This window comes from Pseudoalteromonas sp. DSM 26666 (assembly GCF_900116475.1).
Lineage (GTDB): Bacteria > Pseudomonadota > Gammaproteobacteria > Enterobacterales > Alteromonadaceae > Pseudoalteromonas > Pseudoalteromonas tetraodonis.
Window position 1 is genome coordinate 437,963 of the sequence record NZ_FPAR01000001.1, and the last position, 24,298, is coordinate 462,260.

23 protein-coding genes are annotated in these 24,298 nt (G+C 39.4%); 10 read left to right on the forward strand and 13 right to left on the reverse strand.

The features are described from left to right. The 4 genes from BM380_RS02015 to BM380_RS02030 all read left to right on the forward strand — a co-directional run bounded on the left by BM380_RS02015 (position 1) and on the right by BM380_RS02030 (position 5,185). Positions 1 to 906, forward strand: a complete 906-nt coding sequence (locus BM380_RS02015; RefSeq protein ID WP_090492601.1) for an AAA family ATPase — start codon at positions 1 to 3, stop codon at positions 904 to 906. A 232-nt stretch (positions 907 to 1,138) separates the two neighbouring features. Further along, positions 1,139 to 1,900, forward strand: coding sequence for a DUF58 domain-containing protein (locus tag BM380_RS02020; protein ID WP_254772043.1), 762 nt, complete (start codon positions 1,139 to 1,141; stop codon positions 1,898 to 1,900). Beyond that, on the forward strand, positions 1,893 to 3,866 hold the full coding sequence (locus tag BM380_RS02025) for a transglutaminase TgpA family protein (protein WP_090493049.1): 1,974 nt from the start codon (positions 1,893 to 1,895) through the stop codon (positions 3,864 to 3,866). Before BM380_RS02020 ends, BM380_RS02025 begins: the two co-directional genes overlap by 8 nt. Beyond that, a complete protein-coding gene (locus BM380_RS02030; protein WP_090492605.1) occupies positions 3,863 to 5,185 on the forward strand; it encodes a Na+/H+ antiporter family protein in 1,323 nt (440 codons plus the stop codon). The genes BM380_RS02025 and BM380_RS02030 overlap by 4 nt, the downstream gene beginning before the upstream one ends. A gap of 184 nt (positions 5,186 to 5,369) precedes the next feature. On the opposite strand, the gene BM380_RS02035 is transcribed toward BM380_RS02030, so the two are convergent. Genes BM380_RS02035 through BM380_RS02045 form a run of 3 tightly spaced genes read right to left on the reverse strand, consistent with a single transcriptional unit; the run spans position 5,370 to position 7,478 of the window. Beyond that, a complete protein-coding gene (locus tag BM380_RS02035) occupies positions 5,370 to 5,804 on the reverse strand; it encodes an acyl-CoA thioesterase (RefSeq protein ID WP_008114650.1) in 435 nt (144 codons plus the stop codon). A 5-nt stretch (positions 5,805 to 5,809) separates the two neighbouring features. Further along, complete coding sequence (locus BM380_RS02040; protein ID WP_090492607.1) at positions 5,810 to 6,628, reverse strand: M23 family metallopeptidase; 819 nt, start codon at positions 6,626 to 6,628, stop codon at positions 5,810 to 5,812. Next, the gene (locus tag BM380_RS02045) at positions 6,621 to 7,478 is read right to left on the reverse strand and encodes a 6-carboxytetrahydropterin synthase (RefSeq protein ID WP_090492609.1); all 858 of its coding nucleotides are present in this window, start codon (positions 7,476 to 7,478) and stop codon (positions 6,621 to 6,623) included. The genes BM380_RS02040 and BM380_RS02045 overlap by 8 nt, the downstream gene beginning before the upstream one ends. Positions 7,479 to 7,673: 195 nt before the next feature. Between BM380_RS02045 and fabA the strand changes: the two genes are divergently transcribed. Next, positions 7,674 to 8,189, forward strand: a complete 516-nt coding sequence (gene fabA / locus BM380_RS02050) for a bifunctional 3-hydroxydecanoyl-ACP dehydratase/trans-2-decenoyl-ACP isomerase (RefSeq protein WP_008114654.1) — start codon at positions 7,674 to 7,676, stop codon at positions 8,187 to 8,189. A gap of 63 nt (positions 8,190 to 8,252) precedes the next feature. Here the strand turns inward: fabA and rmf are convergent, their stop codons facing one another. Next, on the reverse strand, positions 8,253 to 8,423 hold the full coding sequence (gene rmf, locus BM380_RS02055; RefSeq protein ID WP_008114656.1) for a ribosome modulation factor: 171 nt from the start codon (positions 8,421 to 8,423) through the stop codon (positions 8,253 to 8,255). Positions 8,424 to 8,786: 363 nt separating this feature from the next. Here rmf and BM380_RS02060 point away from each other — a divergent pair, with 363 nt between their 5' ends. The 3 genes from BM380_RS02060 to BM380_RS02070 all read left to right on the forward strand — a co-directional run bounded on the left by BM380_RS02060 (position 8,787) and on the right by BM380_RS02070 (position 10,954). Beyond that, a complete protein-coding gene (locus BM380_RS02060; protein WP_090492611.1) occupies positions 8,787 to 9,422 on the forward strand; it encodes an acrylate utilization transcriptional regulator AcuR in 636 nt (211 codons plus the stop codon). Between the two features lie 49 nt (positions 9,423 to 9,471). Then, complete coding sequence (locus BM380_RS02065; protein WP_090492613.1) at positions 9,472 to 10,464, forward strand: acrylyl-CoA reductase (NADPH); 993 nt, start codon at positions 9,472 to 9,474, stop codon at positions 10,462 to 10,464. Positions 10,465 to 10,537: 73 nt separating this feature from the next. Further along, positions 10,538 to 10,954 (forward strand): VF530 family protein, encoded by a 417-nt coding sequence (locus BM380_RS02070; RefSeq protein ID WP_008114664.1) that lies wholly within the window; start codon positions 10,538 to 10,540, stop codon positions 10,952 to 10,954. Between the two features lie 63 nt (positions 10,955 to 11,017). Here BM380_RS02070 and BM380_RS02075 read toward each other — a convergent pair whose 3' ends face one another. Both BM380_RS02075 and BM380_RS02080 read right to left on the reverse strand, forming a co-directional pair. Continuing rightward, complete coding sequence (locus BM380_RS02075; RefSeq protein ID WP_013464918.1) at positions 11,018 to 11,449, reverse strand: DUF3859 domain-containing protein; 432 nt, start codon at positions 11,447 to 11,449, stop codon at positions 11,018 to 11,020. A 58-nt stretch (positions 11,450 to 11,507) separates the two neighbouring features. Next, the gene (locus BM380_RS02080; protein WP_090492615.1) at positions 11,508 to 13,325 is read right to left on the reverse strand and encodes a protein kinase domain-containing protein; all 1,818 of its coding nucleotides are present in this window, start codon (positions 13,323 to 13,325) and stop codon (positions 11,508 to 11,510) included. A gap of 240 nt (positions 13,326 to 13,565) precedes the next feature. On the opposite strand from BM380_RS02080, the gene BM380_RS02085 reads away from it, so the two are divergent. Together BM380_RS02085 and BM380_RS02090 are read left to right on the forward strand one after the other, a co-directional pair. Next, the gene (locus BM380_RS02085) at positions 13,566 to 15,083 is read left to right on the forward strand and encodes a leucyl aminopeptidase (protein ID WP_090492617.1); all 1,518 of its coding nucleotides are present in this window, start codon (positions 13,566 to 13,568) and stop codon (positions 15,081 to 15,083) included. A gap of 184 nt (positions 15,084 to 15,267) precedes the next feature. Continuing rightward, positions 15,268 to 16,815, forward strand: a complete 1,548-nt coding sequence (locus tag BM380_RS02090) for a methyl-accepting chemotaxis protein (protein WP_090492619.1) — start codon at positions 15,268 to 15,270, stop codon at positions 16,813 to 16,815. Positions 16,816 to 16,864: 49 nt separating this feature from the next. On the opposite strand, the gene BM380_RS02095 is transcribed toward BM380_RS02090, so the two are convergent. The 7 genes from BM380_RS02095 to BM380_RS02125 all read right to left on the reverse strand — a co-directional run bounded on the left by BM380_RS02095 (position 16,865) and on the right by BM380_RS02125 (position 24,258). After that, positions 16,865 to 17,416, reverse strand: a complete 552-nt coding sequence (locus BM380_RS02095) for a cytochrome b (RefSeq protein ID WP_090492621.1) — start codon at positions 17,414 to 17,416, stop codon at positions 16,865 to 16,867. A 508-nt stretch (positions 17,417 to 17,924) separates the two neighbouring features. Then, positions 17,925 to 19,085 (reverse strand): hypothetical protein, encoded by a 1,161-nt coding sequence (locus tag BM380_RS02100; protein WP_090492623.1) that lies wholly within the window; start codon positions 19,083 to 19,085, stop codon positions 17,925 to 17,927. Between the two features lie 384 nt (positions 19,086 to 19,469). Further along, entirely contained in the window at positions 19,470 to 20,240 is a 771-nt protein-coding gene (locus BM380_RS02105) for an SDR family oxidoreductase (protein WP_090492625.1), read from the reverse strand. A gap of 9 nt (positions 20,241 to 20,249) precedes the next feature. Next, positions 20,250 to 21,149, reverse strand: coding sequence for a 3-hydroxyisobutyrate dehydrogenase (gene mmsB, locus BM380_RS02110; protein WP_013464907.1), 900 nt, complete (start codon positions 21,147 to 21,149; stop codon positions 20,250 to 20,252). 4 nt (positions 21,150 to 21,153) lie between these two features. Continuing rightward, positions 21,154 to 22,311 carry an enoyl-CoA hydratase/isomerase family protein gene (locus BM380_RS02115; protein ID WP_090492627.1) on the reverse strand — a complete coding sequence of 386 codons (1,158 nt, stop codon included), beginning with the start codon at positions 22,309 to 22,311 and terminating at the stop codon, positions 21,154 to 21,156. Further along, positions 22,311 to 23,090, reverse strand: coding sequence for an enoyl-CoA hydratase (locus BM380_RS02120; protein WP_090492629.1), 780 nt, complete (start codon positions 23,088 to 23,090; stop codon positions 22,311 to 22,313). The genes BM380_RS02115 and BM380_RS02120 overlap by 1 nt, the downstream gene beginning before the upstream one ends. 10 nt (positions 23,091 to 23,100) lie before the next feature. Further along, positions 23,101 to 24,258: an acyl-CoA dehydrogenase family protein gene (locus tag BM380_RS02125; protein ID WP_090492631.1), complete on the reverse strand. Its 1,158-nt coding sequence runs from the start codon at positions 24,256 to 24,258 to the stop codon at positions 23,101 to 23,103. Positions 24,259 to 24,298 lie beyond the last annotated feature (40 nt).

Below are 24,298 nucleotides of genomic sequence, written 5' to 3' on the forward strand. Positions count from 1 at the left end.
ATGCAGCACATTGTTACGACAATAATTGATGATCTATCTACCGTTATATTTGGTAAACAACAACAAATAAAATTAGCGTTAGCCTGTTTATTTAGTGAAGGCCATTTACTAATTGAAGACTTACCCGGTATGGGAAAAACCACTTTGTCGCATGCATTAGCTGTAGTACTGGGGTTATCGTATCAGCGTATACAATTTACCAGCGATTTATTGCCCGCTGATATTATTGGCACCAATATATTTAATAATAATGAACATAGTTTTTCATTTCATAAAGGCCCAATTTTCAGCCAAGTGGTGCTTGCTGATGAAATAAATCGCGCGGGTCCTAAAACACAAAGTGCTTTATTGGAGGCGATGGAAGAACATCAAGTAACAGTAGATGGAGACAAGTACCCGCTCCCTACTCCATTTTTTGTAATTGCGACTCAAAATCCATTATATCAGGCAGGTACATACCCGTTACCAGAATCACAACTAGATCGTTTTTTAATGCGAATAAGTTTAGGGTTTCCACCTAAAGATGCAGAAAAACGGTTACTGTTAAATAATCTAAAACGTGATTATTCGCAGTTACCGCAGCGAATTGAACAACATCAACTTAAGCAAATTCAAGATGCTATATCAAATATCACGCTAAGTTCGCCAGTGGTTGATTATATAATTGAGTTAGTGACTTATACTCGTGAGTCTCAAACATTAATGACTTCGCTTTCCCCAAGAGCCAGTATGGCACTGGCTAAATCGGCCAAAGCGTGGGCTTATATTGAAAGCCGTGACTACGTATTACCCGAAGATGTACAGGCTGTTTTTTCAAGTGTGTGTCAGCATCGATTAGGCTTACATAGTGATGCGGGCGATACACAAATAGCGGCCATTTTAAAACATGTTTTAGTGCCCGTTTAGGTAAATGCGTATTTATAAATTTAAGCGCCCTACTTTTATTGACGATATAAAAAGCGCGATTTTAACGGCCTTATTAAAAAATAAGCACAAAAAAAATAGCATCACCTTAAAACATAATACTATTTATGTTTTACCATCCACGCTTGGCGTTTACTTTAGCGTTGTTGCATCATTAAATTTTGTAATGGGGATTAATTATCAAAATAATTTAATTCTGTTTATGGCTTATTTAATGTTTGTGATTATAATTTTTGCATTGTTATTGGGCTACAGTAATGCCAGAGGTTTAACTGTCAGCTTTAAATACGTCATTGACAGTTTTGCGCCTCAGACACCACAGCTAGTTTGGCAAATAGAAGCCGATGATCCTTGCCAATCCATTACATTGAGTTACCCCAAGGATTTGAAAAATGCGTGTTACATTACGCGCGTTAAAAATGAAGTAATAAAATGCCAATTATCATTACCTTACAACAAGCGAGGCTGTTACAAGTTAAAGCCAATAAAAATTGCCAGTAATTACCCCTTTGGTTTAGTCAGTGTGTGGAGTTATATACAACCGAATAAAGCAGTGTATGTTTATCCGTCAATAATTAAAACAACAAATCAAAAACACCAAAACTTAGTTGCAAATAATACCGATGAAGGCACTGAAAAACATAAAGGTGATGATGAATTTGAAAGTTTAATTACTCATTTGCCAGAAATGGGGTTACAGCGAATATCATGGAAGCACTATGCAAAAACACAGCAATTACTTGTAAAACAATTTAGTGATTTTAAATCAGCGGATGCACAATTCGATTTTAACTTAGTCACGGGCGATACCGAACAGCGTTTAGGGCAACTCTGTTTTTTAGTTTGCCAAGCATTTGAAAGTGATATTAATTATTCTTTAAAACTTCCTAATAAATTAATCACCACCAATTCAGGCAAGCTGCATCATCAGCGTTGTTTACAAGCGTTAAGCCAAGTCGGTAATGATAATGAATGAGATTAAAAACCATCGCGTTATTAACTTTGCTCTATCGTTTATTTATTTAGGGCTAGTCAGTTTTTTTACAGAGCACTTACCCCTGCCCTTTATTGCAATGCTTAGTGTGTTATGTGGCTGGAATATTTATTTAACAGTTAAACAAAAGCAGAAACCCAACGCATGGTTTGCTAATGGATTGGCCGCCATTGCATTAATTATTATGCTAAGCAGCATAGGCTTTAAAGATACCGTTGTATTGTTTGTAGCCATGCTGTTATTGTCGTGTGTTTTTAAATTATTGCAGGCAAAATCAAAACAGCATTACCAATTGATCATTACTCTTACGTTCTTTTCACTCTCAGCGGTATATTTGTTTAGCCAAACCATTTTTACTACCTTAGTTATAAGCACCTTCTATATTTTAAACTTTGCGGTGCTAGGGTTATTAGAGTCTAGTCATAGCTTAAAACTCTCTTCAAAACAAAGTGCTAAAATTATGCTACTGGCTTTTCCTTTAGCCGTAATACTTTTATTATTTTTACCTAAACTTCCGGCATTTTGGCAACTACCCGGTCCAAAAATGGCACAAACAGGATTATCTGAACAAGTCGATCCGTTTGATATAGCAAAGTTATCAAATTCTGATGAACTGGTATTTAGAGCAAAATTTAATGGTACACCACCCCCTACGCCCTATTATTGGCGCGCTATTGTACATGATGAATTTGATGGTGCAGCGTGGAAAACATCCTCCTTTTTAAAGCAAGCGTTGATATTACCCGCTAAAAAAAGCACGAGTGAAAATGAGGCTCAGTATACGGTTATAGCTGAGCCTGCTATTTCAGATTGGCTATATGGGCTTGGTTTTTCAAGCAGTGAAAGCCCCAATGTTATTGCCAATACTTTAGGTTTATTACGAAAACAACAATATAAATCCAAGGTTTTACAATATGCAGTTAATAGTGAACCGTTATCTAGTACATCGCTTAATAAGTCCCAACAGCGGTTTTATAGCCAATTAACTGTTAGTAATAATCAAAAATCTCAGCAGTTAGCGCAACAATTAAAAAATAATAGCGCCAATGCTGATGAATTTTTTAATCGACTTTTAAGCTATTTTTCAAAAAATGAATTTAGCTATACACTTACACCTACACCCATGCGCGGCGAAAATACGCTCGATCAGTTTATGTTTGATAATAAACGCGGTTTTTGCGGGCATTATGCCAGTGCCGCTGCCTTTATTTTTAGAAGTGCAGGTATTCCTGCGCGTGTTGTCAGTGGCTATTTAGGAGGCGAGTTAAATAAAAACAGTGATTACATGACTATTCGTCAATACGATGCGCATGCCTGGGTTGAAGTATATACCGGTGCCGGTTGGAAAGTATTTGATGCCACAGCGGTTGTCGCACCCGAGCGGTTAAACGGCTCCTTGTCACAAAGTACCACCCTTAATGACGAATTTAAAAATAATATTAGCTTTGGACTCGTTAGTTTAAGTAACTATGCCGCCATTAATTGGCTTAGACTTGAATTAGAAAACTTAGATTATCAATGGTCTAGTTGGGTACTTGGGTTTGATAAAGACAAACAACAAGATTTATTTGCTACCTTATTTGGTAATAAGTTTATTTGGCTGGTGCCACTTGGGGTTATTATTATTTTAATTTTAAGTTTTACGGCTTACTTCATTTATTTAAACAGACCTAAAGCCTCAACAAAGCAACCGCCACTGGTAAGTGAATTTTATGAAATTATTCTTTGGGCTAATAAACATGCGATTAGCTATCCTGAAAATGCCACGCCAACCCAAACTTTAGAACACATTAGCAATCAAGCGCCCCATGCAGAGCAACAAATAACCGCTTTTTGTGAGTTATTTAAGCAAGTGCGTTATGCAAGGCATCCATTTACTAAAGAACGTAAAAATCAGGCTAAAGATCTGATAAAATTAATTAAATCTACAAAACAGAGAAATCTATGAACGCAGTAATTATCGGCGTTATTTTAATGCTTGGACTCACTTTAGTCCGTGTAAATGTGATTGTTGCAATGACGATAAGTGCACTGGTTGCCGGATTAACCGCTGGCATGGGATTGAAAGAAAGCATCGATGCATTTAATTCAGGATTATCGTCAGGTGCCGAGATTGCTTTAAGTTATGCTATGTTGGGCGCATTTGCCGTGGCAATTTCTAAGTCAGGCCTAACACGTATTTTAGCTGCGAAGTTATTAGCTAAAGTTAATGCACAAACAGGTTCGAGTGAAACCCTGCTCAGCTATTTTATCCTGTTTATTATTTTGATTTGTGCTATTTCTTCACAAAATTTAGTCCCTGTTCATATTGCGTTTATTCCTATTTTAATCCCGCCGCTATTAGTGGTGTTTAACAAATTGCGATTAGACAGACGCGCCATTGCTTGTATTTTAACCTTTGGTTTAGCCACCTCGTATATGGTACTCCCTTATGGGTTTGGTGGAATTTATTTATACTCAATATTACATAAAAACCTAGTGGATAATGGCCTTGAAATAGTCAATACCAGCGTACCTTTGGCGATGATTATTCCTGCTATTGGCATGTTCGTGGGGTTGTTAATTGCGCTGTTTATTACTTATAGAAAACGCCGAGAATATACAAATACCGCCCTTACCGTTGAGAGTAAACAAACAGAAATTGATAACCCCAAAAAAGTAATGATGGTTGGTTTATTTGCTGTTGTTGCGTCGTTAATTGCTCAAAATGCCAGTGGCTCCATGATATTAGGCGGCCTAGTTGGCGTGGTTATATTTAGTGTATTTGGTGTGGTTAAGTGGGAAGAAAACGGCGACGTATTTAGTAAAGGCGTGGCAATGATGGCCATGATTGGTTTTATTATGATCTCAGCACAAGGCTTTGCCGCGGTCATGAAAGAAACTGGGCACGTAGCCAGCTTAGTTCACAGTAGCGCCGCAATTTTTGATGGTAATAAGCCGATGGCTGCGGCTGTAATTTTATTAGTCGGCTTATTTATAACGATGGGAATTGGCAGCTCGTTTTCAACGGTACCTATTATTGCCACCTTATTTGTTCCTTTATGTTTAGAGCTAAACTTTTCGGTTATGGCAACCGCTGCACTTGTTGGTACTGCTGGCGCATTAGGTGATGCAGGCTCCCCTGCATCTGATTCTACATTAGGGCCAACTTCCGGCCTTAATGCTGATGGTCAGCACGACCATATTTGGGATTCGGTTGTTCCAACTTTTATTCACTTTAATTTACCGCTATTGGTATTCGGCTGGATAGCCGCCATGGTACTTTAATTTTTAAAAGGTGTGCTTTGTGCACGCCTTTTTATTTTGAAATTTACACCCTCCTTTTTTACTCATTATCTCAAACAAACATTAATGCTAAGTTTGCAGCATTAAGAAATAAAGTATGATGTGTTCTTAATGGGTTTTAATATAAGCACCAAACTAGGTGCTTATATTAATTTACTATATCGCGTTATAACTCAAAGCCATGTAGCATTTTATCGCATACTACCGGTGTTGGTCTGTGGTTATCATCCACGGCAACAAAGGTAAAACTACCCGTAATAGCAGAATGCTTATTATCTTTGTGCATGGTTTCTAGGAATATTTCAACATCTACCTTTAGGCTGGTATTCCCTACATGCGACACTTTTGAGATTAATTCGGCAAATGAACCTGCTGGAATAGCCTCTTTAAAATCTACCCTATCAGATGAAATAGTCACTAATGGCTTACGGCAAAAACGGGTAGCTGCTATAAAAGCAACCTCATCCATCCACGCTAATGCATCACCACCAAATAGCGTATTGTGGTGATTAGTACGCCCAGGAAATACCGCTTTTGTAACCGATGTGGTCGAATCTTTTATACGCTGCGCAATAATTGCTTCGCGCTCTACTTGAGTCATAATCTCTACTTTTTGTTTGCTAATGTGTCTTGCATCAATAATGCAGGGTCCAGGCGTTCACCTTGCCAATTAAATCGCCAATCTAAATGCGGGCCAGTTACACGGCCCGTAGCACCTATTTCAGCCACTTTCATACCTTGTGTAATTTTATCCCCCACTTTCACATCTAGCTTGCTTAAATGAATATAAGTCGAGGTAACACCGTGGCCATGATCTAAAATTAATGTGCCACCTGAGTAATATAAATCTGGTTCAGCAAATACCACGGTACCGCTGATCGGCGCGTACACAGGAGAGCCTGTTTTATTTGCTATGTCTAAACCAAAGTGTGGTCTGCGTGGTTCACCATTAAAGTAACGCTGGCTTCCATAAACACCTGAAATACGGCCCTCAGCAGGCCTGAGCACAGGCTGTAAAAAGTACTCTAGGTCAGAGTCAACAGCGCGCGCTTTTCTTACCGCGACCGCTTCACGGCTAATACGTTCACTGACCGCTTTTGGTGGCGATACATATTTTTTTGCAACACCGGTTATTTTATCGATGTTGTAGTCACGAAGGGTTATAACTAAATCTTGGCTGTAGCTTTTTCCACTTTTATCAACCCATGATAAAGTGTGGTTTGGTTTTGCATCACGACCAAAACCAAATACAAATAAGCCAGTATCAGATAGCTTTAATGGCTTACCATTTAAACTAACCGATTTTGCGTTATTTAATTGCCCTGTAACCAAGCCGCCTTGAGTTAAATGCCCTTTTAGTTCAACTGCCAAAGCACTAAAACTAAATGATGCAATTAACGCTGACACTAATAAGGATTTAAGCATAACTAATTGACCCTTTGCCAACGCCTTCATAAGCGGTAATTTTTACGTCTTTTTCTGGATGCTGCAGTTTTACTTGACCGGCAATATACTCAGCAATACATTCTACTGTGGTATCTATGGGTAAAATGTCGCAACGCGATTCGCTAATAGCCATTTCAAAATAACCTTGCGCGGCTGTATATGCAAAACACACGTCATCTTCTTTGGCGATAATGTGTTTTAATTCAGAGGCGCTGATTTGATCTTCGCTGGTAGCTAAGTAAATATCTTGCCATTTATCAGCCCACTGTTTTTGTAAACGAGGCATAGAGATACCACCTAAGCTGATCCCTATTTGTGAACGATGGCCATGAATAATGCGCTGGCAATTACCATCATGCTTTTTAAGGCCATGGCTGTAGTGGTAGTAAAAACTTTGGTTGTGCTCAGGCTTTAATACCAGTTCAATTTTTTCTATATTATCAGGAAGCTGTGGCAGTATTGTGGCAACTAAATACTCTGTAACCGACTCAATGGTTATCTTATCGGTATCTATCAGGCAAAAAGCTTGATGAGGCGCACTAATTGCAAGGTGCTTATTCTCACCAAATGTACAATCTAATGTTTTATGATCAGCAAATTCATTAATGCTACCGTTTATGTTATTTGGAACAGCTAAACGGTGATCAATACACTCATCAATAATGCCTTTTATTTGCTTTTTAACTAAGCCAAAGTCTAAAACCATAGACTCTTCATTTAGTTTGCCATGTAAAGTCAAATCAACAATCCAACTTTCGCCAACTGCACCGCGTTTATTGCATAAGTAAGAAAAATCAATCACAGTGAGTGAGTTAACAAAAAGGGTCATAAATTTCCTTTAAACTGATTAAAAGTCAGCCCTAATTATAATGATTTCTGTTAGTAATTGCGCGGTTTAATCATACTAAAATCAGTTGCATTGACTGATTGGCTATATTTAAACCATTTTTTAACTGCTCCGAGTTGTTTAGCGTACAAGTGTACGCTAAAGTACGGGGCAATTTCTAAGCAAAGATAAAGTGTTATGGAACCTAAAAATAGCTATACAAAAGAAGATTTGATCCTTTGTGGTCAAGGTGAAATGTTTGGTGAAGGAAATTGTCGTTTACCAAGTGACAACATGTTAATGATGGATCGTATCATCTCTATCACCGATGATGGTGGTGAGCACGGTAAAGGCCAAATTATTGCTGAGCTAGATATTGACCCTAGCCTTTGGTTTTTTGACTGCCACTTTAAAGGCGACCCTGTAATGCCGGGTTGTTTAGGCTTAGATGCAATGTGGCAACTGGTTGGGTTTTTCTTAGGCTGGTCTGGTGGCCCTGGTCTTGGCCGCGCATTAGGTGTAGGCGAAGTTAAATTTACTGGCCAAATTCTACCAACGGCAAAAAAAGTAACTTACCGTCTCGATATGAAACGCGTTATTAAACGTAAGTTGTTTATGGGCATGGCTGATGGCACTGTTGAAGTAGACGGCCGCGTTATATACGAAGCAAAAGATTTAAAAGTGGGCTTATTCCAAGACACTAGCGCGTTTTAATTTTAACGCACGCAACAAAAAAGCCTCTAACTAGAGGCTTTTTTGCTTAAATTCGTTGTGAGTTTATGTTTTATACATATTGCGATTTTCTATTGCCTCGCGCCAACCACCAAGCCACTCAGACTTAGGATCAACTTGTTGATAAGGGCAGTGCTCTTTTGAGCGACCAGCTAAACCAGCTTTAAAACCTTGAGAATGAGCTCTTTCTAAACGATCTCTTTTCTGTCTCTTCATCGGTAAAATCCTCACCTTTATATTTATATTTTTGTAGCATTAAATTCATCTACATTTAATAAATAGCCAACAAAAATGTTAAATTCAAACACAAAATACAATTAATTTGTTTGACTTTAACTAAGCTGCTGATGCAATGATAAATTAATTTAAAAATAATTTTATTGATCAACTTTAACCAATTTAACTTTATTAAAATGTTCCGGTACATCGGTTCAAAACACATAAGTGTCATATTTGTGACTAGCAATATACCCTTAAGTTCCCAATTAATTTGTAATCAAAAAATGAACGTCAGAGCTGTTTTAAAAACATTCCAAATAAAGGCTTGATTAATTAAAACCGATCGGTCTAATATAAGGCATGAACAAAATAGCAGCAATTACAAATCGACGCGGGCGTCCACCCAAAATAGCCAGAGACAGTGCCGATACAAAAGCGCTGCTCATTCGTGTGGGCTTAGAAACCTTAACTGAGTTTGGCTTTAGTGCTACCGGGCTCGATACCATATTAAAAAAAGCAAAAGTACCAAAAGGCTCTTTTTATCATTACTTTAAAAGTAAAGAAGCCTATGGCTTGGCTCTAGTTGATGCCTACGACGATTTTTTTATAAATAAACTTAAATTTTACCTAGAGCAATCTGAAGTCCCCGCACTTGAGCGCATTGTTAATTTCACACAAAGCGCAATTGCTGGAATGCAAAAGTATGATTACAAACGCGGGTGCTTGGTGGGTAACTTAAATCAAGAGCTTAATCATTTAAGTGACGACTTTAAAACCCGTTTAATGCAAAGCTACATCGCTTGGCAACAACAATTAAAACGATGTTTAGATTTAGCCCAGCAGCAACAAACTATTAATCCACACATTAATACCGAACAAATGAGTGAATATTTTTGGGTGGGTTGGGAAGGCGCAGTAATGCGAGCTAAACTAACCCAATCAAGTAAGCCACTTACTTTATACACAGAAATGTTTTTACGCGCATTACTCAGTTAATGCATTTTTTATTATTAATTTAAAGACGATCGGTCTAAAAGGAAATCTAATGAACAATTCTATCAAAGCTATTGTTATAGATAAGCAAGACGACAACTACACTGCAGCTCTAAGCACCATAAACAGTGACGATCTGCCAAACGAAAATGTATTAATTGATGTGCTTTACAGTACCTTAAATTATAAAGATGGCTTAGCCATTACGGGTAAAGGCCCTGTTGTACGTAGCTTTCCTATGGTGCCGGGGATTGATTTAGTGGGTACAGTGACTAGCAGCGACAGTGCTGAATTTAAAAGTGGCGACCACGTTATTTTAAATGGTTTTGGTGTTGGCGAAAAACACTGGGGTGGCTTATCTCAAAAAGCGGCACTGAGCAGTGATTGGTTAATTCCCCTACCCGCTAACTTATCACCTAAACAAGCTATGCAAATTGGTACTGCCGGTTATACGGCAATGCTCAGTGTTATTGCACTAGAAAAGCAAGGCGTTACTCCCGAGTCAGGTGAAATTTTAGTGACCGGTGCTAATGGTGGCGTAGGCAGTTTTGCTATTTATTTACTAAGCCAGCTAGGTTATCAAGTCACCGCTGCAACAGGTCGTATGGAGCAAGCAGACTATTTAAAATCATTAGGAGCAACTAATGTAATTGATAGAAATGAGTTTTCTAACCCTGGTAAACCTCTGCAAAAAGAACGCTTTGCTGCAGCTATTGATTCTGTAGGTAGTCACACACTTGCAAATATTTGTGCATCACTTAAATATGGGGGGGTTGTTACTGCTTGCGGGCTTGCTCAAGGTATGGACTTACCGGCCTCGGTTGCACCATTTATTTTACGTGGGGTTTCATTAATGGGTATTGATAGCGTTATGCGCCCTAAAGCGGATCGTGTTGAAGCATGGGATCGTTTAGCTTCATTAGTTAATGCCGATTACTTGGATAAAATTTCAACTGAAATAAATCTTGATCAAGTCATTGAAAGCGCCGAGCAACTAATGCAGGGCCAAATTCGTGGTCGTGTAGTGGTTAATTGTCAAAGTTAAGCATTTTTGCTACTAAACTCTCGTTATTAAATTTATAATGTTCGCTGATTTTTTAATAACGAGAGTAACACCTATGAGCAACCAAGAACTTTTCAGTAATAACCCACTGCAAGGCGTTAAATTAGAGCAAGTGGTTGAAGAACTGGTTGAGCAATATGGGTGGGAACTCCTGCATGCCTACTTACAACTTAACTGCTTTAAAAATAATCCAGACATTAAATCTGCAGTTAAATTTTTGCGTAAAACCGAGTGGGCACAACAAAAAGTAGATAATTTCTATTTGTACCGCCTTAAAAACTTACCTCGCCCAGATGACGTACAATACGAACTGCCTCCACGCGACCGCATTATTCCTGAAGGCGATAAACCAGGTGAGCCTTGCGAGTTAAGCTTTTCTGATGCAAAACGTATTCAAGAAAAAAAAGCAGCAAAACAACGTGCGCGTACCCGTAAGCAACGTTCAAATTCAAGTAACCCGTGGGGTAACTAATACGTATTTTAGGCAAGAGTTAACAATAAACGTTAGCTCTTGCGTTACTGCAAACTGAAGTCATTAATAACCGCGGTATTTCCAAAAGTCGTCTTCAGTTTTAGTTTTTTCATTAATAAGATTAAATGTTTTATCCGCAATGACTTTCCCCGCTAAAGATAGGGTCATACGCCAGTCACCTATTTTATCCTCAATAGGCTCCCATACCGTATCGCCTAAATAAAACGACCAGTCGTTATCTTTAACATATACAGTGCCCTCAAAAGGCAGCATCACTTCGCCATTGGTATCTATAATACCTGGGTGGTAAATACAAAAATGTAGTTTTTCGCCTTTAGCTTTTTTAATATTAACTATCAGACCAAATTCTACATCAAGTTCTGCTTTGACTTGCGTAGTGAATTGAGTAATTTGCGGTAGCGATTTACTGTCTTTGTCCCAGTGACTATATATGCCGAAACTTTGTAATGTAATTTGTGGTTTAGATTTTGCCATTGAACTTTCTATTTTTGTACTTTCAATTTTTAAACCACCAGCTTAAGCGAGCGGTTTATTAATTAAGTAGTTGCTTTGGATTTTTAGGGTAATAATTGCTGGGTTGTTGTTCACATAAACCAAACTCACGAGTGTTTTTATACGGTAACTTCATAAAGCCAGCCACCCCCACGTCGGTAATATTTACCGCGTATTGCATAAGCTTATTTAGTAAACGTTTAAATTCTACTTCTTTGCTGGCATCAAGTAATCTGTAGTAATGATGAATTTTCATCCTATCTGGCAGCGCTTCAAAAATAATACAGCCGGTATGATGTATCTGGTTTAGCTCAAATACACATTTAATCACTTTTTTAGGCAGTTGCAGTTGCTCATCGGGGTCTTTACCATCTTCAAAATATGAATGCGGACGGGTTACATCGCTGGCTTTTACATTAACCACTTCATAATCAAGCTCAGGTAACTGGTTAAATTTGAACGCGCCAGTGCCATCACGTTCTAACTGAATTGTTTTGCGGGCATCAAATAAACAACACTTAAATAAGCCTTTTTGGCTAATAGCCTGGGCTAACATTACTGTGTTGTTTACTGCATCGGTGAATGCGGTTGCGAGGGTCTCGTCGTGCATAATGAGTGACGATTCAACATACAAAGATTCATCTTTCCAATGAAAGCTGAGCCCTCCTACTACAGGATATTTAGCTAGACGGCTAATAGAGGCCAAAAACGCTTTTTCGGTATCCCCAGTATCAAATAAAAACTCTTTATAATACCTATCAAGCTGAGCATCGTTTACATCGAGTAATTGCTGTTTATGGTCGGCTTGGCGTAAAAATTGTTTTCTAGAGCTATAAACTACGGTTTCGGGTTCGGGGTCTTGGCTAAACCAAAACGGAATTGCCGCTTTAATTTCAGTTTTTGGTAGTTGTGGTAAATACGCTTTTGCCATGGTTTCTATGTTACGCATAAAATAGTCACCTGCTTTGTCTCTTACTAACCGTTCTTTTGAAAGCATGCCATCGATAACGTTTGCCAGCTCCTTAGGTAACATTAAACTACTGGCCGGTATAGCCTGAGCACCAAATCGGCAAGACTGCGCCGAGGCAAGTGCATATAGCGTTGATGCAACCCCTTGCTCATCAAAACGAGGGGACGACTTTTCACCCGACATTTGCGCATCACCTATAAAATAAACATCACCCATTCGTGCGTTAGTGGTACTTAAGTCACCTGACATTAAATCCATAAAATTACTGGCAATTGGGTTTCCTTGTTCATCTACTTGGGCATAAACAGAGCTTCCCCAGTCAACCAAGGATAGCTGCTTTTCATTTTCATCCCACACCAAGTTAGAGGGTTTAATATCACCATGTACAATAGGCTGCGGGCTTAAACCATTTTTATGACGACGTAAATCAAGCAACACATTTCTTAATTTAACCGCTAAGCTCATTATTTTGGCGGCCGGTAAGCGCCCTTGCTTTAGTGATACTTTTTCAAGGTCTTCACCAATGGCGCGCGCCATCATCAAAATGCCTTGTTTTTTTATTCGCTCAAAGCCATAAAATGTTGGCACTAAGGGATTTTTGATTTGCGAAAGCATATACGCTTCATCTTCAAGGCGATCACGTACACTTTGTGCGAGCGTAATTCTAGAAAACTTAAACACCCAAGGCAGGCCATGTTCATCATCCCCTGCAAATACAAACCCAAATGCCCCTGAGCCAATCATTTCTACCTTTTTATACCCAAGCAAAGTGAGCTGTTTAATACAAATATTAAGCCACTGACGATGTTTTTTTGCATCACGGTGTGACAGCAAATAAACCGACTGCTCTTCGTTGATATAAAAATTGCGAATTTCTTTAGCTTTCAATGCGGGTTCTCTAGGTTAGTTGTTAAAAGCGCAGTGTTACCTTTATATTTGATAGTAACGCGAGCATTGTGTTAATTAAACCTTTAAGCATCACAATATGTTTATCAAGCCGTTATGTCATGGTATTTAGTCATGATTTAGACGTATATCGCTGTTATTTGCTATTTCGCCGTATCCTACTTAACCACAGCATCGTAAATAGGGTAAAACACACCTTTATATTATTCTTAGGTTAAAAAAATGAAACGTATTATAAAAGCCTCTTCCATTGCGCTTGCTCTGAGTATGTGCATGAATGCCCAAGCCGCAGACTTTAATTTTTCTTCAAAAGTGAACAGCGATGCAAATACGCTGGTTGTATTTTATAGCCAAGATGGAAATAACAGCCAATTTAAAGCGCTCGACAAGCAGTTCGATGGCCAATTGCAACGCGTTATTGATATAGAAAATTTTACCGGCGATTACGCTAAAGTGGCACAACTTGTTGCGCCAAGTAAAAGTAACTACAGCCGCGTTTTAGTCGTTGGTACTGGTAAAACTAGCGAGCTTGATAAAGCAAAAGCAGCTAAGTTAGGCGGTAATATTCACGCTCAACTAGTTAAAGCCAAAGTAGGCACTGCCAGCGTTGTATTTGAAGATGTAGCCGGTGTAAGTGACAATGCATTACTTGCTGCTAACTTTGCCCATGGTGCAAACTTACGTGATCATCGTTTTGAAAACTATAAAAAAGAACCAAACACTGAAACAGTTAGCTATACCTTTGATGTTGATAACACTAAGCAAACTCGCAAGCTTTACACCCAATTAGAAAGTATTCAAGCCGGTGTTTTTTTAGCTCGCGATTTAACATCTGAAGTCGCTACCGAAATGACACCTGTTGACTTTGCTAATGCGGCAAAAGAATTAGCATCTTTGGGCGTAACCATCAAAGTATTGGAGCCTAAAGAAATAAAAGAACTGGGTATGGGTGCATTAGAAGCTGTTGGTCGAGGTAGCCAGCAAGGTGCCCGTTTAGTGGTTGCCCATTATAAAGGGTCTGACGATGCCCCTATTGCCCTTGTTGGTAAAGGCATTACGTTTGACTCAGGTGGTTACAGCATTAAAACCGGTGCATCTATTGCACGTATGAAGTCAGACATGGCCGGTGCTGCTGCAGTGCTTGGTACAGTTAAAGCAATGGCGTTAGCTAAAGCTGACAAAAACGTGGTAGCCGTTATGGGCATGGCTGCGAATATGGTATCGCAGTTCGCTGTAGCCCCAGGTGATGTAGTTCGCACCGCTGAGGGCTTAAGTGTTGAAATTTTAAATACCGACGCCGAAGGACGCTTAGTATTAAGTGATGCTATGTGGTATGCGCGTGAGCACTACAAACCAGAAATTATGATTGATGTTGCAACACTCACCGGTTCAAAAATCCGTGCTGTAGGCAATGAATATGCAGCAGTGTTCTCAGATGACGATACGCTAGTATCTCAACTAACGATAGCCGGTAAACAAGTAAACGAAAACCTATGGCGCCTACCTTTAGGGTATAAAGATATGTTGGAGTCTGACATAGCTGATTTAACAAATGTGGGTTCAGGTGGCCCAGGTGCAACCACTGCAGCCACTTTCTTAGAGCATTTTGCTGGCGATACCCGTTGGGTGCATATCGATATCGCAGGTAATGCATTAGTGAAAAAAGGTAAAGATGAGCTTTCACCAGGTGGAACGGGGTTTGGTGTTCGTTTACTAAGCGAATGGTTATTAGCTAACTAATTGTTTATTAATACTAATAAAAGCGCCAAAGTAGGTTTACTACTTTGGCGCTTTTTGTATGTAAAGCAGTTTTATCGACCTCAATCCATCACTATTAATAAATCCTTAAAAGTGTGTTTATTATTTGATTTTGTTTGATTTATAGTCAAAGATAGAAGGAACAATTAGTAACGAGGTCAAAGGAATGAAAATAACCTACCTGCTCTACAGCATTTTTTATTTAAGCATTTGTTTTCTTTTCTATTTTGAACAGCTCTCCACCATTGCTGCAGCAATTATAGTGCTGTTATCTGCAATTTTTTATATAAAACCAGCAAAATCTGAATCAGCAAATAACAATTCGTCACTAGGTGCCGTGCAGTCGTTCAATAACAAAATTGCACAAAACATTACCAAAGCCACCTCAAAAAATGCCATAGGCGCAGCTGAAGTGTCATTTTATGTTGATAGCTTATCTAAAGAAATAGACGCTTGTTATAACGAGAGTGAAACTGTCGGGCTTGCCACACACGAGCTTTCACATAATAGTACTGAACTCAGTGACAGCATGACCACTATTAATCAAGCAATGGTACAAACAGCGCAAGCCTCAAGCTCTGCCGATAGCCGCTTACAAACGGCCACCAGCCAAATTGATTCGTTATCAGGCTCTATAGATAAAGTCGCCCAGCAATTAGATTTATTATTAAAAAGTGCCAGTGATATACAAAGCATTACCCAAGTTATTCAAAACATTGCAGAGCAAACCAACCTACTTGCCTTAAATGCAGCCATAGAGGCCGCTCGTGCAGGTGAGCAAGGTCGTGGTTTTGCGGTTGTTGCCGACGAAGTGCGTAACCTTGCAAATAAAACCAATGAAGCAACCAAACAAATTGCTGACATGCTCACAGACATTAACGCCAACAGTATAAAAACCAATGAAGATATGAAGCAGGTTTCACAGCAAAGTATTTCTGTAAAATCAGAGCTTGAAAACGTGACTCAATCCTTTTTAACAATTAACCAAGATATTGGTGCCTCATCTACCGCGCTTGATAGTATGCATCAGTCTGTTTCTGCATTTCAGCATGCAACCACACAAATAAATAGCTCAGTCACTAGCATCAGTAGTTTATTGGGCGAAGTTACTAAAAAAGGCAGTACAATTTCTCAGCAAGCGTCTTCTTTATCGCTGGGATCAGAATCAATATTTAGAGAGCTTGAAAACATAGAGTATGACGCATTCTTTAAACCAATCCTGATATCGGCTAAACACGCCAGTAAAGCAATTGGCGAATGTTTTGAGGGTTGGATCCAAAGCGGAAAAATAACCCAGCAACAACTTTTTTCGCAAAACTATAAACCCATCGAAAATACCAATCCAACCAAGTACACAACCGATTACGATAAACTTACAGATCAATCACTGCCGGCTATACAAGAACCAATACTGGAAAATAAAGACATTATTTTTGCAGGAGCCGTTGATACAAAGGGCTACTTTCCTACTCATAACAAACGCTATAGCCAAGCCCTAACCGGTAACTTTGAAAAAGATTTAGTAAACAACCGTACTAAACGTATTTTTAATGACCCGACAGGAATTCGCTGTGGTAGCCACACCGAAAGCTTTTTATTACAAACCTATAAACGTGATACCGGTGAAATACTGCATGACCTCTCGGTGCCAATTTATGTAAACGGTAAACATTGGGGCGGGTTTAGAATTGGGTTTAAAAGTACAAATCATTAATTAATATAAAAAGGGAGACACATGGTCTCCCTTTTTATATGTGATGTGTTTATTTTTTAGAAAACAGCATACGTTTAAAGGTGTTATCAGCCAAAATGTAATGATGAAATAATGCAGCCGCCGCATGTAAGCCTATTACGTAATAACCAACTTCGCCCGCTGTTTCGTGTATTTCTTTAATGATTTTACCCAGCTCTTTGTTTTCACTTGCCAATGGAGGCAGCTCTAAACCAAAAAATGGCACAGGTTTACCTGCCATACTTAATATTAACCAACCCGCAATTGGCATAGCAAACATAAACACATACAGCGCAAGGTGTACAAATTTAGCTAACTTATCTTGCCACTTTGCAGGCTCAGGGTGTATAGCTGGTACCGAGCCGCCCACTACACGCGCAACTACCCTCACGCTGACTAAAGCTAAAACCGATAAACCCAACATAAAGTGCCACATTTTAAAGGCATCACGGGTTTCAGTGCCTTTATCAAATAATTCACGTAACTCTATACTGCCGTAAACAGTGACAATTAAAATAAACATAAGCCAGTGTAAGGCTATAGAGAGTGTACTGTAATGAGTCGTTGTGTTTTTAAAATTCATAAGGCCTCTTTTAGTGAAGAAACGCAATTGAGTAAAGTGCTCACTTTATGCGTTATGACTACATGTTTACACGTTAACCTTTACTCACTCACACTTTAATGATCTGAAACATGAAATTAGTTATTAACTCAGATGAATGGTTTAAAGGTTTTAATTACAATAACTATGAAAACTTAAAATAAACTTAAATAGTAGGCAAAAAAACGGCAACTTTACGTTACCGTTTTAAACAATTAACGTGTTTTAAAAATAACAAACGGCAGCAAATGAAAGAGTACCGAGAACGACGAGTGATTTAGACTAACCAAAGCTTGAAGAATTGGCTCTTATGATGTCTAAAGTCAAGATTTGACCCCTTTGGTTTTTAACAGCAACATCGACAGACGAAGTAAACGAATTTGTTTATTGATTTAGAATTGACCGTCAATGTATAAAACGGTCAAAAAGAATACTATTGCCTTTTGACAGAGTTAAGGCTCATATGTGTTAAATGCGATTGCTTTTCTATTTACTGAAAAGCATATTGTGAATATATAATGGTTAACAGCATAGGAGATAGTATTTTCATAAATGAAAGAATCTTCTGTAATTTTGTAAACACCTTCGTTCTTCCTTCTTTACCTTCGGGGTAATTTTTAAAAAACCACCTGTACGATATTTTACGAAAAAAACCTAGAAGTTCGTTAGAGAAAAACATAACAAACATAGCTCCAGTAACTGCTTTTGGTAAAAATACAGAAATATCCTGTAAGGTTAAGCCATACCAAATAAAACTTAGTCCGGAAAACGCTATTAAATAAGTAAGTGCCGAGGTTAATATAATAGATTTAGCATCCTTTTTGGCTTCTTCTTTAGAAATCTCGTCCATTAGCTTTTTATACTTTTCAGGATCTTCCTTTTCAAGATTAGCGACCTTTCCATAATTACTGTAATCAACCTCGGGCATAGGCAACTGAACTAATGAAACTAGCCAAGAAAAAAGGATTGATGACAAAGCAAAAATAATTACAAAAGTATTGATATATCCGGGTGTTGCAGGATTAACGTATACATCGTAAATAACAACAATTTGAATAAAAAAAGACGCTAATAACAACGTAACCAAGATCAAAGCTAAAATGAGTAGAATAAATGCAGCTAAAAGAACAGAGAAACCATGCTGATGAATCTTTTCACCTTTTTTCATTTTTTTGAAAAGTGCGTCAGCAGCGGAATCAACCCAAATATGCTTATAAAAATCACGGACGTTTTCGTCAGGAGCTATTTTTGCTATGCACTCTTTGATTAAAGCATCAATATACTTTGTATACGCAGCCACAAGTGCAGATATAGGGGTGACAATTGCACCGATGAACAGTAAAAACTCTTTATAAGCTCCAAGATTTTTAAAGCTATATCCTAAAATTCTTAACTCAATATCCTGTAAATTTTGAGCTGAATACAAAGAGATCATAATAATCGAGTAAAAAATAAAAAGTTTAATTGTTAATGAATTTAGCCTTGCTGATTTTTCCGTTAGTTTTTCTATGTATTCCTTTCCAAAGAACTCTTCGAAGTTATTCCCCTCATTAATAACTTCTCTAAAACTATCAATTCTCCTTGTTAGATTCGACTTCCAAGTAGTTTTTTCAAATTGCTTTAAATCGTCATATTCTGACAACGATGACATTGGTAAATCCTTTTTATAATTGCCGAGGTAGATAAGACACTTAAAAGCTTATCGAACACCAGTTTGGGGGGTTATAAACCCCCCAAAACGGCGTATATTACATTGCTTAATAATTCCACTAAACAACTTCAATGTAAACAGGTAATTACGTAGGCTTTAAAGCACCCGTTGTTAAAATACACCAAAACGACTTTTAATAATGTTACTAGACAAAACACCACTCACTGTCTATATACAATATTCCTTTTAAGTTAAATATCGTTTATGAAATCTCTGTTTCTAACCATGATTAAATTATAATGCTGCGATTTAAAACAAAAAAAGCACTACCCAAAAGGCTGTGCTTTTTAATTACCTAACACTCATACGTTTATAAACATTAGTTTACAAACGAATACCGCCGTCTATCTCTACTACACGGCCAGTGAAAAAGTCGTTTTCGATAATATACTGAGCAGTATGGGCTATTTCAGCGGTTTCACCTAAGCGCCCTACTGGTGTTACTGCTAGCATGCGCTGTTTTGCTTCTGGCTTCATTACATCGGTCATGGCGGTGCTAATAACGCCAGGGGCAATGGCGCCAACGCGTATACCAAAACGGCCAAGCTCTTTAGCCCATGTAGTGGTTAGTGCCACAACACCGGCTTTTGAAGCAGCATAGTTAGTTTGGCCAATATTACCCGCACGCGCTACGCTCGACATATTTACAATTACGCCGCCTTTGCCAGATTCAATCATGTGGCTTGCAGCTTCGCGCCCTGCTAAAAATACGCCTGTTAGGTTAACGTCAATCACTGATTGAAATTGTTCAAGCGACATTTTTTTAACCACTTTGCCGTCTTTGGCTTTTATAAACATACCATCGCGTAAAATGCCGGCGTTATTAATTAATACCCCAATATGACCAAAGTCACTGTTAATGGTATTAAAAACGTCTTCAACTTCGCTCTCAACGGTTACATTAGCGCTGTAGCCTTTAATAGTACCCGTTACGCCTGCTAATGCAGATAGCTGCTCGGTTGCTTCATTTAACTGGGCTTGCGCCATATCAATTAAGGCAACATTAGCGCCCATTAAGGCAAACTTTTGCGCCATTGCAAAACCTAAGCCTTGTGCACCACCGGTAATAACTACGGTATTATTTTTTATTTCCACAATACTTTCCTACTTCGAAAACAATTTAAAAATGGCACTGAAATCATCACTGCCTGCACCTTGGTGCTGCATCATAGTGTATAAATTTTTAGCCATTGAGCCCATTGGCGTCAGTGAATTACTTTGTTGCGCTGCTTCCATAGCAAGGCCTAAGTCTTTAGCCATTAAATCGACCATAAAGCCAGGTTTATAGTCGTTACTAGCTGGTGCGGTTTCCATAACGCCTGGGCAGGGGTTATAAAGTTCTAACGTCCAGTTACGACCCGAGCTTGCGCTCATTATGTCGCTGAGTACTTTTGCGTCGAGGCCGTTATTAATGCCCATTTGAATGGCTTCACTGGTGCCTGCCATTAAAATACTCAACAGCATATTGTTACATATTTTGGCAACTTGCCCTGCACCAATATCACCAGCATGGAATATGTTTTTACCCATATCGACTAATACAGTATTGGCTTTATCGAATGCAGCTTGCTCACCACCAACGATAAACGTAAGCGTTCCTGCTGTTGCACCTGCTACACCACCCGATACCGGTGCATCAACAAACGCAATACCTTGCTCACTTAGGGCATGGCCAACGTCACGTGCTGATTGTGCATCTATAGTTGAACAATCAATCACTAAGGTACTTTTACTCAGTACTTTAATTAAACCCGATTGCTCGTCTGTGCCTAAATAAAGTGATTTAACATGTTTGCTTGCCGGTAGCATGCTAATTAGCACATCAGCCTCATGAGCACAGTCACTGGCGCTTTGCGCCGCACTAGCCCCATGATTCACAAGCTCTTTAACGGCCTCTGCACTTAAGTCAAACACGCGCACACTGTGGCCTGCTTTAACTAAGTTTGCTGCCATTGGGCCGCCCATGTTTCCTAAACCAATAAATCCTATATTAAGTTTACTCATCGCTTTACCCTTGTAAATTTAGTTGTGAAAAGTACGGCTCTAGCGGATGTTGCTCGCCAAAGCGGTTTGCAAAAAAGCTCTCTACTACTTCTTTTGGTACATCAGCTAACGATTTAAACTGCCACTGTGGCGCACCGTCTTTATCGATTAGTAAGGCACGTACACCTTCTTGAAACTCGCCCACTTCACCGGCACGAACCGACATGCCCAATTCCATTTTAAAACACTCAGCTAAGTTTTTACCTTTGCTATGTTTGAGCTGCTCACTTACTAAGGCACAACTTAATGGGCAACCATGGGTTAACGATTTTTGTGCACGTTGTAGCCATTTGTCATCAGTGTTTAGATTTAAAATGTAATCTACCTGCTGCTGTAACGTGTCAAAGTCGCCTAACTTTTGAATCAAGCTTAAGTTTGCTTTTAAATTGCCTTTTGGCATACGGCTAGAGTTGTTATCTAACTCAATAAGCAAGGTACTTAGCTTGTCGTGATTTAAACTTGCTGTTTTACCCCATTTAGTATTGAGTAATGCTTCAACAAGCTCTGGGTACTTGTCGGCATTTACAAAGTGATCGGCAAGCGATACAAGCTTAGCGTCTTCACAATTTATAGATGCCGAGGTCAGCCCTAAAAACAAACCAACATGGGCGGGCATTTTATGTAAAAAATAACTGCCGCCTACATCAGGGTAAAGCCCAATAGTTTGCTCTGGCATGGCAATGCGTGATGTTTCAGTCACTACGCGATGACTGGCACCGGCCATTAAACCTAAACCGCCGCCCATTACAATCCCGTTACCCCACACTAAAATGGGTTTGTTGTAACAGTGAATTAGGTAATCGAGCTGATACTCTTGAGTAAAAAATTCTTCAACCAGTGAGCTCGGTTTTCCCTCACTCATTGCTTTGTGTAAGCTCACTACATCGCCACCGGCACAAAATGCTTTTTCACCAGCGCCTTTAAGAACCACTAATGCAATGTTATCGTCTTTGTCCCATTGCTGTAGTTGCGGCTCGAGTAAGCTGATCATTTCAAAATTAAGGGCATTTAACGATTTAGGCGCATTTAAGGTTGCAAAACCAATGAGTCGGCCATTGTCTGTGGTTGCCGTTTCAAATACCACGGCAGCATCAGCTGAATTTAAACGAGTAAGTTCTGTCATTAGCCATTCACCCAAATAGCTTTACGTTTTTCTAAAAAGGCGTTCACGCCCTCTTGCTGATCTTCGGTATCAAATAAACCAACAAACAGTTCACGCTCAAGGGGTAATGTGGTCGCCATAGGCTGATGACGCCCTTTTTGAATCAAGGTTTTACACGCAGCAACCGACGATGGGCTTTGCTCTGCTACATGGTTTGCCAGTTTTAATGCTGCGGCAAAGCTTTCACCTTGTGCAACCACTTCTTCTACTAAACCAATTTGCAGGGCTTTATCGGCTTTTAAGCGCTCACCGCATAAAATCATGCGTTTTGCCCAGCCCTCGCCAACGAGCCATGCTAAATTTTGCGTTCCACCAGCACAGGGTAATAAACCCACTTTGGCTTCAGGTAATGCCATTTGTGCTTGCTCTTCTGCAATACGAATATCACAAGCCAGTGCCACTTCAAGACCGCCACCCATTGCATAGCCATTAATGGCGGCAACCGACACGCCTCTAAAATTAGTCAGTGCTTCAAACGCTTCACCAAATACACGTGACATGTCTGCAGCTACGCCTTTATCGCCGCCAGCAAATACATTGAGGTCGGCACCGGCACTAAAAAACTTCTCGCCTTCGCCAGTCAGTACCAACGCATAAATATTTTTATTGGTATTTAATTCGTTAACCGTGTCTTTTAGTGCCATTAAGGTGTCTTTTGTCCAGGTATTCGCTGGCGGATTCGACATGGTTAAAATAGCTACATGGCCTTCAATAGTTAATTCAATGCTAGGATTTGACATACTAATCTCCTTATAAAACTTCGCTGGCTGATTCGGCTAAAATACGACGCGCAATAATCACGCGCATAATTTCGTTAGTGCCCTCAAGAATTTGATGAACACGTACATCTCTAACATGGCGCTCAAGCGGGTATTCTTTTATGTAACCGTAGCCACCGTGAATTTGCAGCGCGTCATTACAAACAGTAAAACCTACATCGGTTGCAAAGCGTTTAGCCATAGCACAATAAGTGGTTTTTTCACTGTCGTTAGTATCGAGTTTAAACGCCGCTAAGCGCACCATTTGGCGTGCTGCTACAAGCTCGGTATTCATATCGGCAATTTTAAACTGTAGCGCTTGAAACGCAGCCAATGGCTTACCAAATTGGGTACGCTCTTTTAAATACTCACGTGCGGTATTAAGTGCCGCTTGTGCTGTACCAATAGAGCAAGTGGCAATATTAATACGGCCGCCGTCTAAACCTTGCATTGCAAATTTAAAGCCTTCACCTTCTTGGCCTAATAAGTTTGCGGCTGGAATACGCACATCTTCAAAGCTAATTAAACGTGTGGGCTGTGCATTCCACCCCATTTTTTCTTCTGCTTTTCCGTATTCAACACCTGGTGCATCTGCAGGTACAACAAAAGCCGAAATACCACTTGGGCCATCAGCCCCTGTACGTGCCATTACAACTAAAATTTCTGTTTCACCGGCGCCAGAAATAAACATTTTTGAGCCGTTAATAACATACTCATCGCCATCACGAACTGCTTTAGTTTTTAATGACGCAGCATCAGAGCCAGAGCCTGGCTCAGTTAAACAGTACGATGCCAGTAATTCACCCATTACCAATTGCTCAACGTATTTGTCTTTTACTGCATCGGTACCAAAGCTTGCGATCATCCAGGTTGCCATATTATGAATGGTCAGCATAGCTGTAGTTGCTGTACAACCCAATGCAAGTTGCTCAAAAATAATGCTTGAATCTAAACGAGATAAACCTAAGCCACCGGCTTCTTCTGGCGTGTATAAGCCACAAAAACCAAGCTCACCAGCGGCTTTAATGGTGTCTTTAGGAAAAATATGTTCGCGGTCCCACTTGGCAGCGTGTGGTGCTAGTTCAGACTCTGCGAATTGGCGAGCGGTTTGCGCAAAAGCTTGTTGATCTTCAGATAAGTTAAAGTCCATGGTAGACCTCTTGTTGTGTTTTGTTTGTTGTCGGTGCATC

Bases quoted from the DNA above. Each gene is read 5' to 3' on its own strand.
- BM380_RS02015 (WP_090492601.1), top strand. From the start codon at position 1: ATGCAGCACATTGTTACGACAATAATTGATGATCTATCTACCGTTATA.
- BM380_RS02020 (WP_254772043.1), top strand. From the start codon at position 1,139: ATGTTTGTGATTATAATTTTTGCATTGTTATTGGGCTACAGTAATGCC.
- BM380_RS02025 (WP_090493049.1), top strand. From the start codon at position 1,893: ATGAATGAGATTAAAAACCATCGCGTTATTAACTTTGCTCTATCGTTT.
- BM380_RS02030 (WP_090492605.1), top strand. From the start codon at position 3,863: ATGAACGCAGTAATTATCGGCGTTATTTTAATGCTTGGACTCACTTTA.
- BM380_RS02035 (WP_008114650.1), bottom strand. From the start codon at position 5,804: ATGACTCAAGTAGAGCGCGAAGCAATTATTGCGCAGCGTATAAAAGAT.
- BM380_RS02040 (WP_090492607.1), bottom strand. From the start codon at position 6,628: ATGCTTAAATCCTTATTAGTGTCAGCGTTAATTGCATCATTTAGTTTT.
- BM380_RS02045 (WP_090492609.1), bottom strand. From the start codon at position 7,478: ATGACCCTTTTTGTTAACTCACTCACTGTGATTGATTTTTCTTACTTA.
- fabA (WP_008114654.1), top strand. From the start codon at position 7,674: ATGGAACCTAAAAATAGCTATACAAAAGAAGATTTGATCCTTTGTGGT.
- rmf (WP_008114656.1), bottom strand. From the start codon at position 8,423: ATGAAGAGACAGAAAAGAGATCGTTTAGAAAGAGCTCATTCTCAAGGT.
- BM380_RS02060 (WP_090492611.1), top strand. From the start codon at position 8,787: ATGAACAAAATAGCAGCAATTACAAATCGACGCGGGCGTCCACCCAAA.
- BM380_RS02065 (WP_090492613.1), top strand. From the start codon at position 9,472: ATGAACAATTCTATCAAAGCTATTGTTATAGATAAGCAAGACGACAAC.
- BM380_RS02070 (WP_008114664.1), top strand. From the start codon at position 10,538: ATGAGCAACCAAGAACTTTTCAGTAATAACCCACTGCAAGGCGTTAAA.
- BM380_RS02075 (WP_013464918.1), bottom strand. From the start codon at position 11,449: ATGGCAAAATCTAAACCACAAATTACATTACAAAGTTTCGGCATATAT.
- BM380_RS02085 (WP_090492617.1), top strand. From the start codon at position 13,566: ATGAAACGTATTATAAAAGCCTCTTCCATTGCGCTTGCTCTGAGTATG.
- BM380_RS02090 (WP_090492619.1), top strand. From the start codon at position 15,268: ATGAAAATAACCTACCTGCTCTACAGCATTTTTTATTTAAGCATTTGT.
- BM380_RS02095 (WP_090492621.1), bottom strand. From the start codon at position 17,416: ATGAATTTTAAAAACACAACGACTCATTACAGTACACTCTCTATAGCC.
- BM380_RS02100 (WP_090492623.1), bottom strand. From the start codon at position 19,085: ATGTCATCGTTGTCAGAATATGACGATTTAAAGCAATTTGAAAAAACT.
- mmsB (WP_013464907.1), bottom strand. From the start codon at position 21,149: ATGAGTAAACTTAATATAGGATTTATTGGTTTAGGAAACATGGGCGGC.
- BM380_RS02115 (WP_090492627.1), bottom strand. From the start codon at position 22,311: ATGACAGAACTTACTCGTTTAAATTCAGCTGATGCTGCCGTGGTATTT.
- BM380_RS02120 (WP_090492629.1), bottom strand. From the start codon at position 23,090: ATGTCAAATCCTAGCATTGAATTAACTATTGAAGGCCATGTAGCTATT.
- BM380_RS02125 (WP_090492631.1), bottom strand. From the start codon at position 24,258: ATGGACTTTAACTTATCTGAAGATCAACAAGCTTTTGCGCAAACCGCT.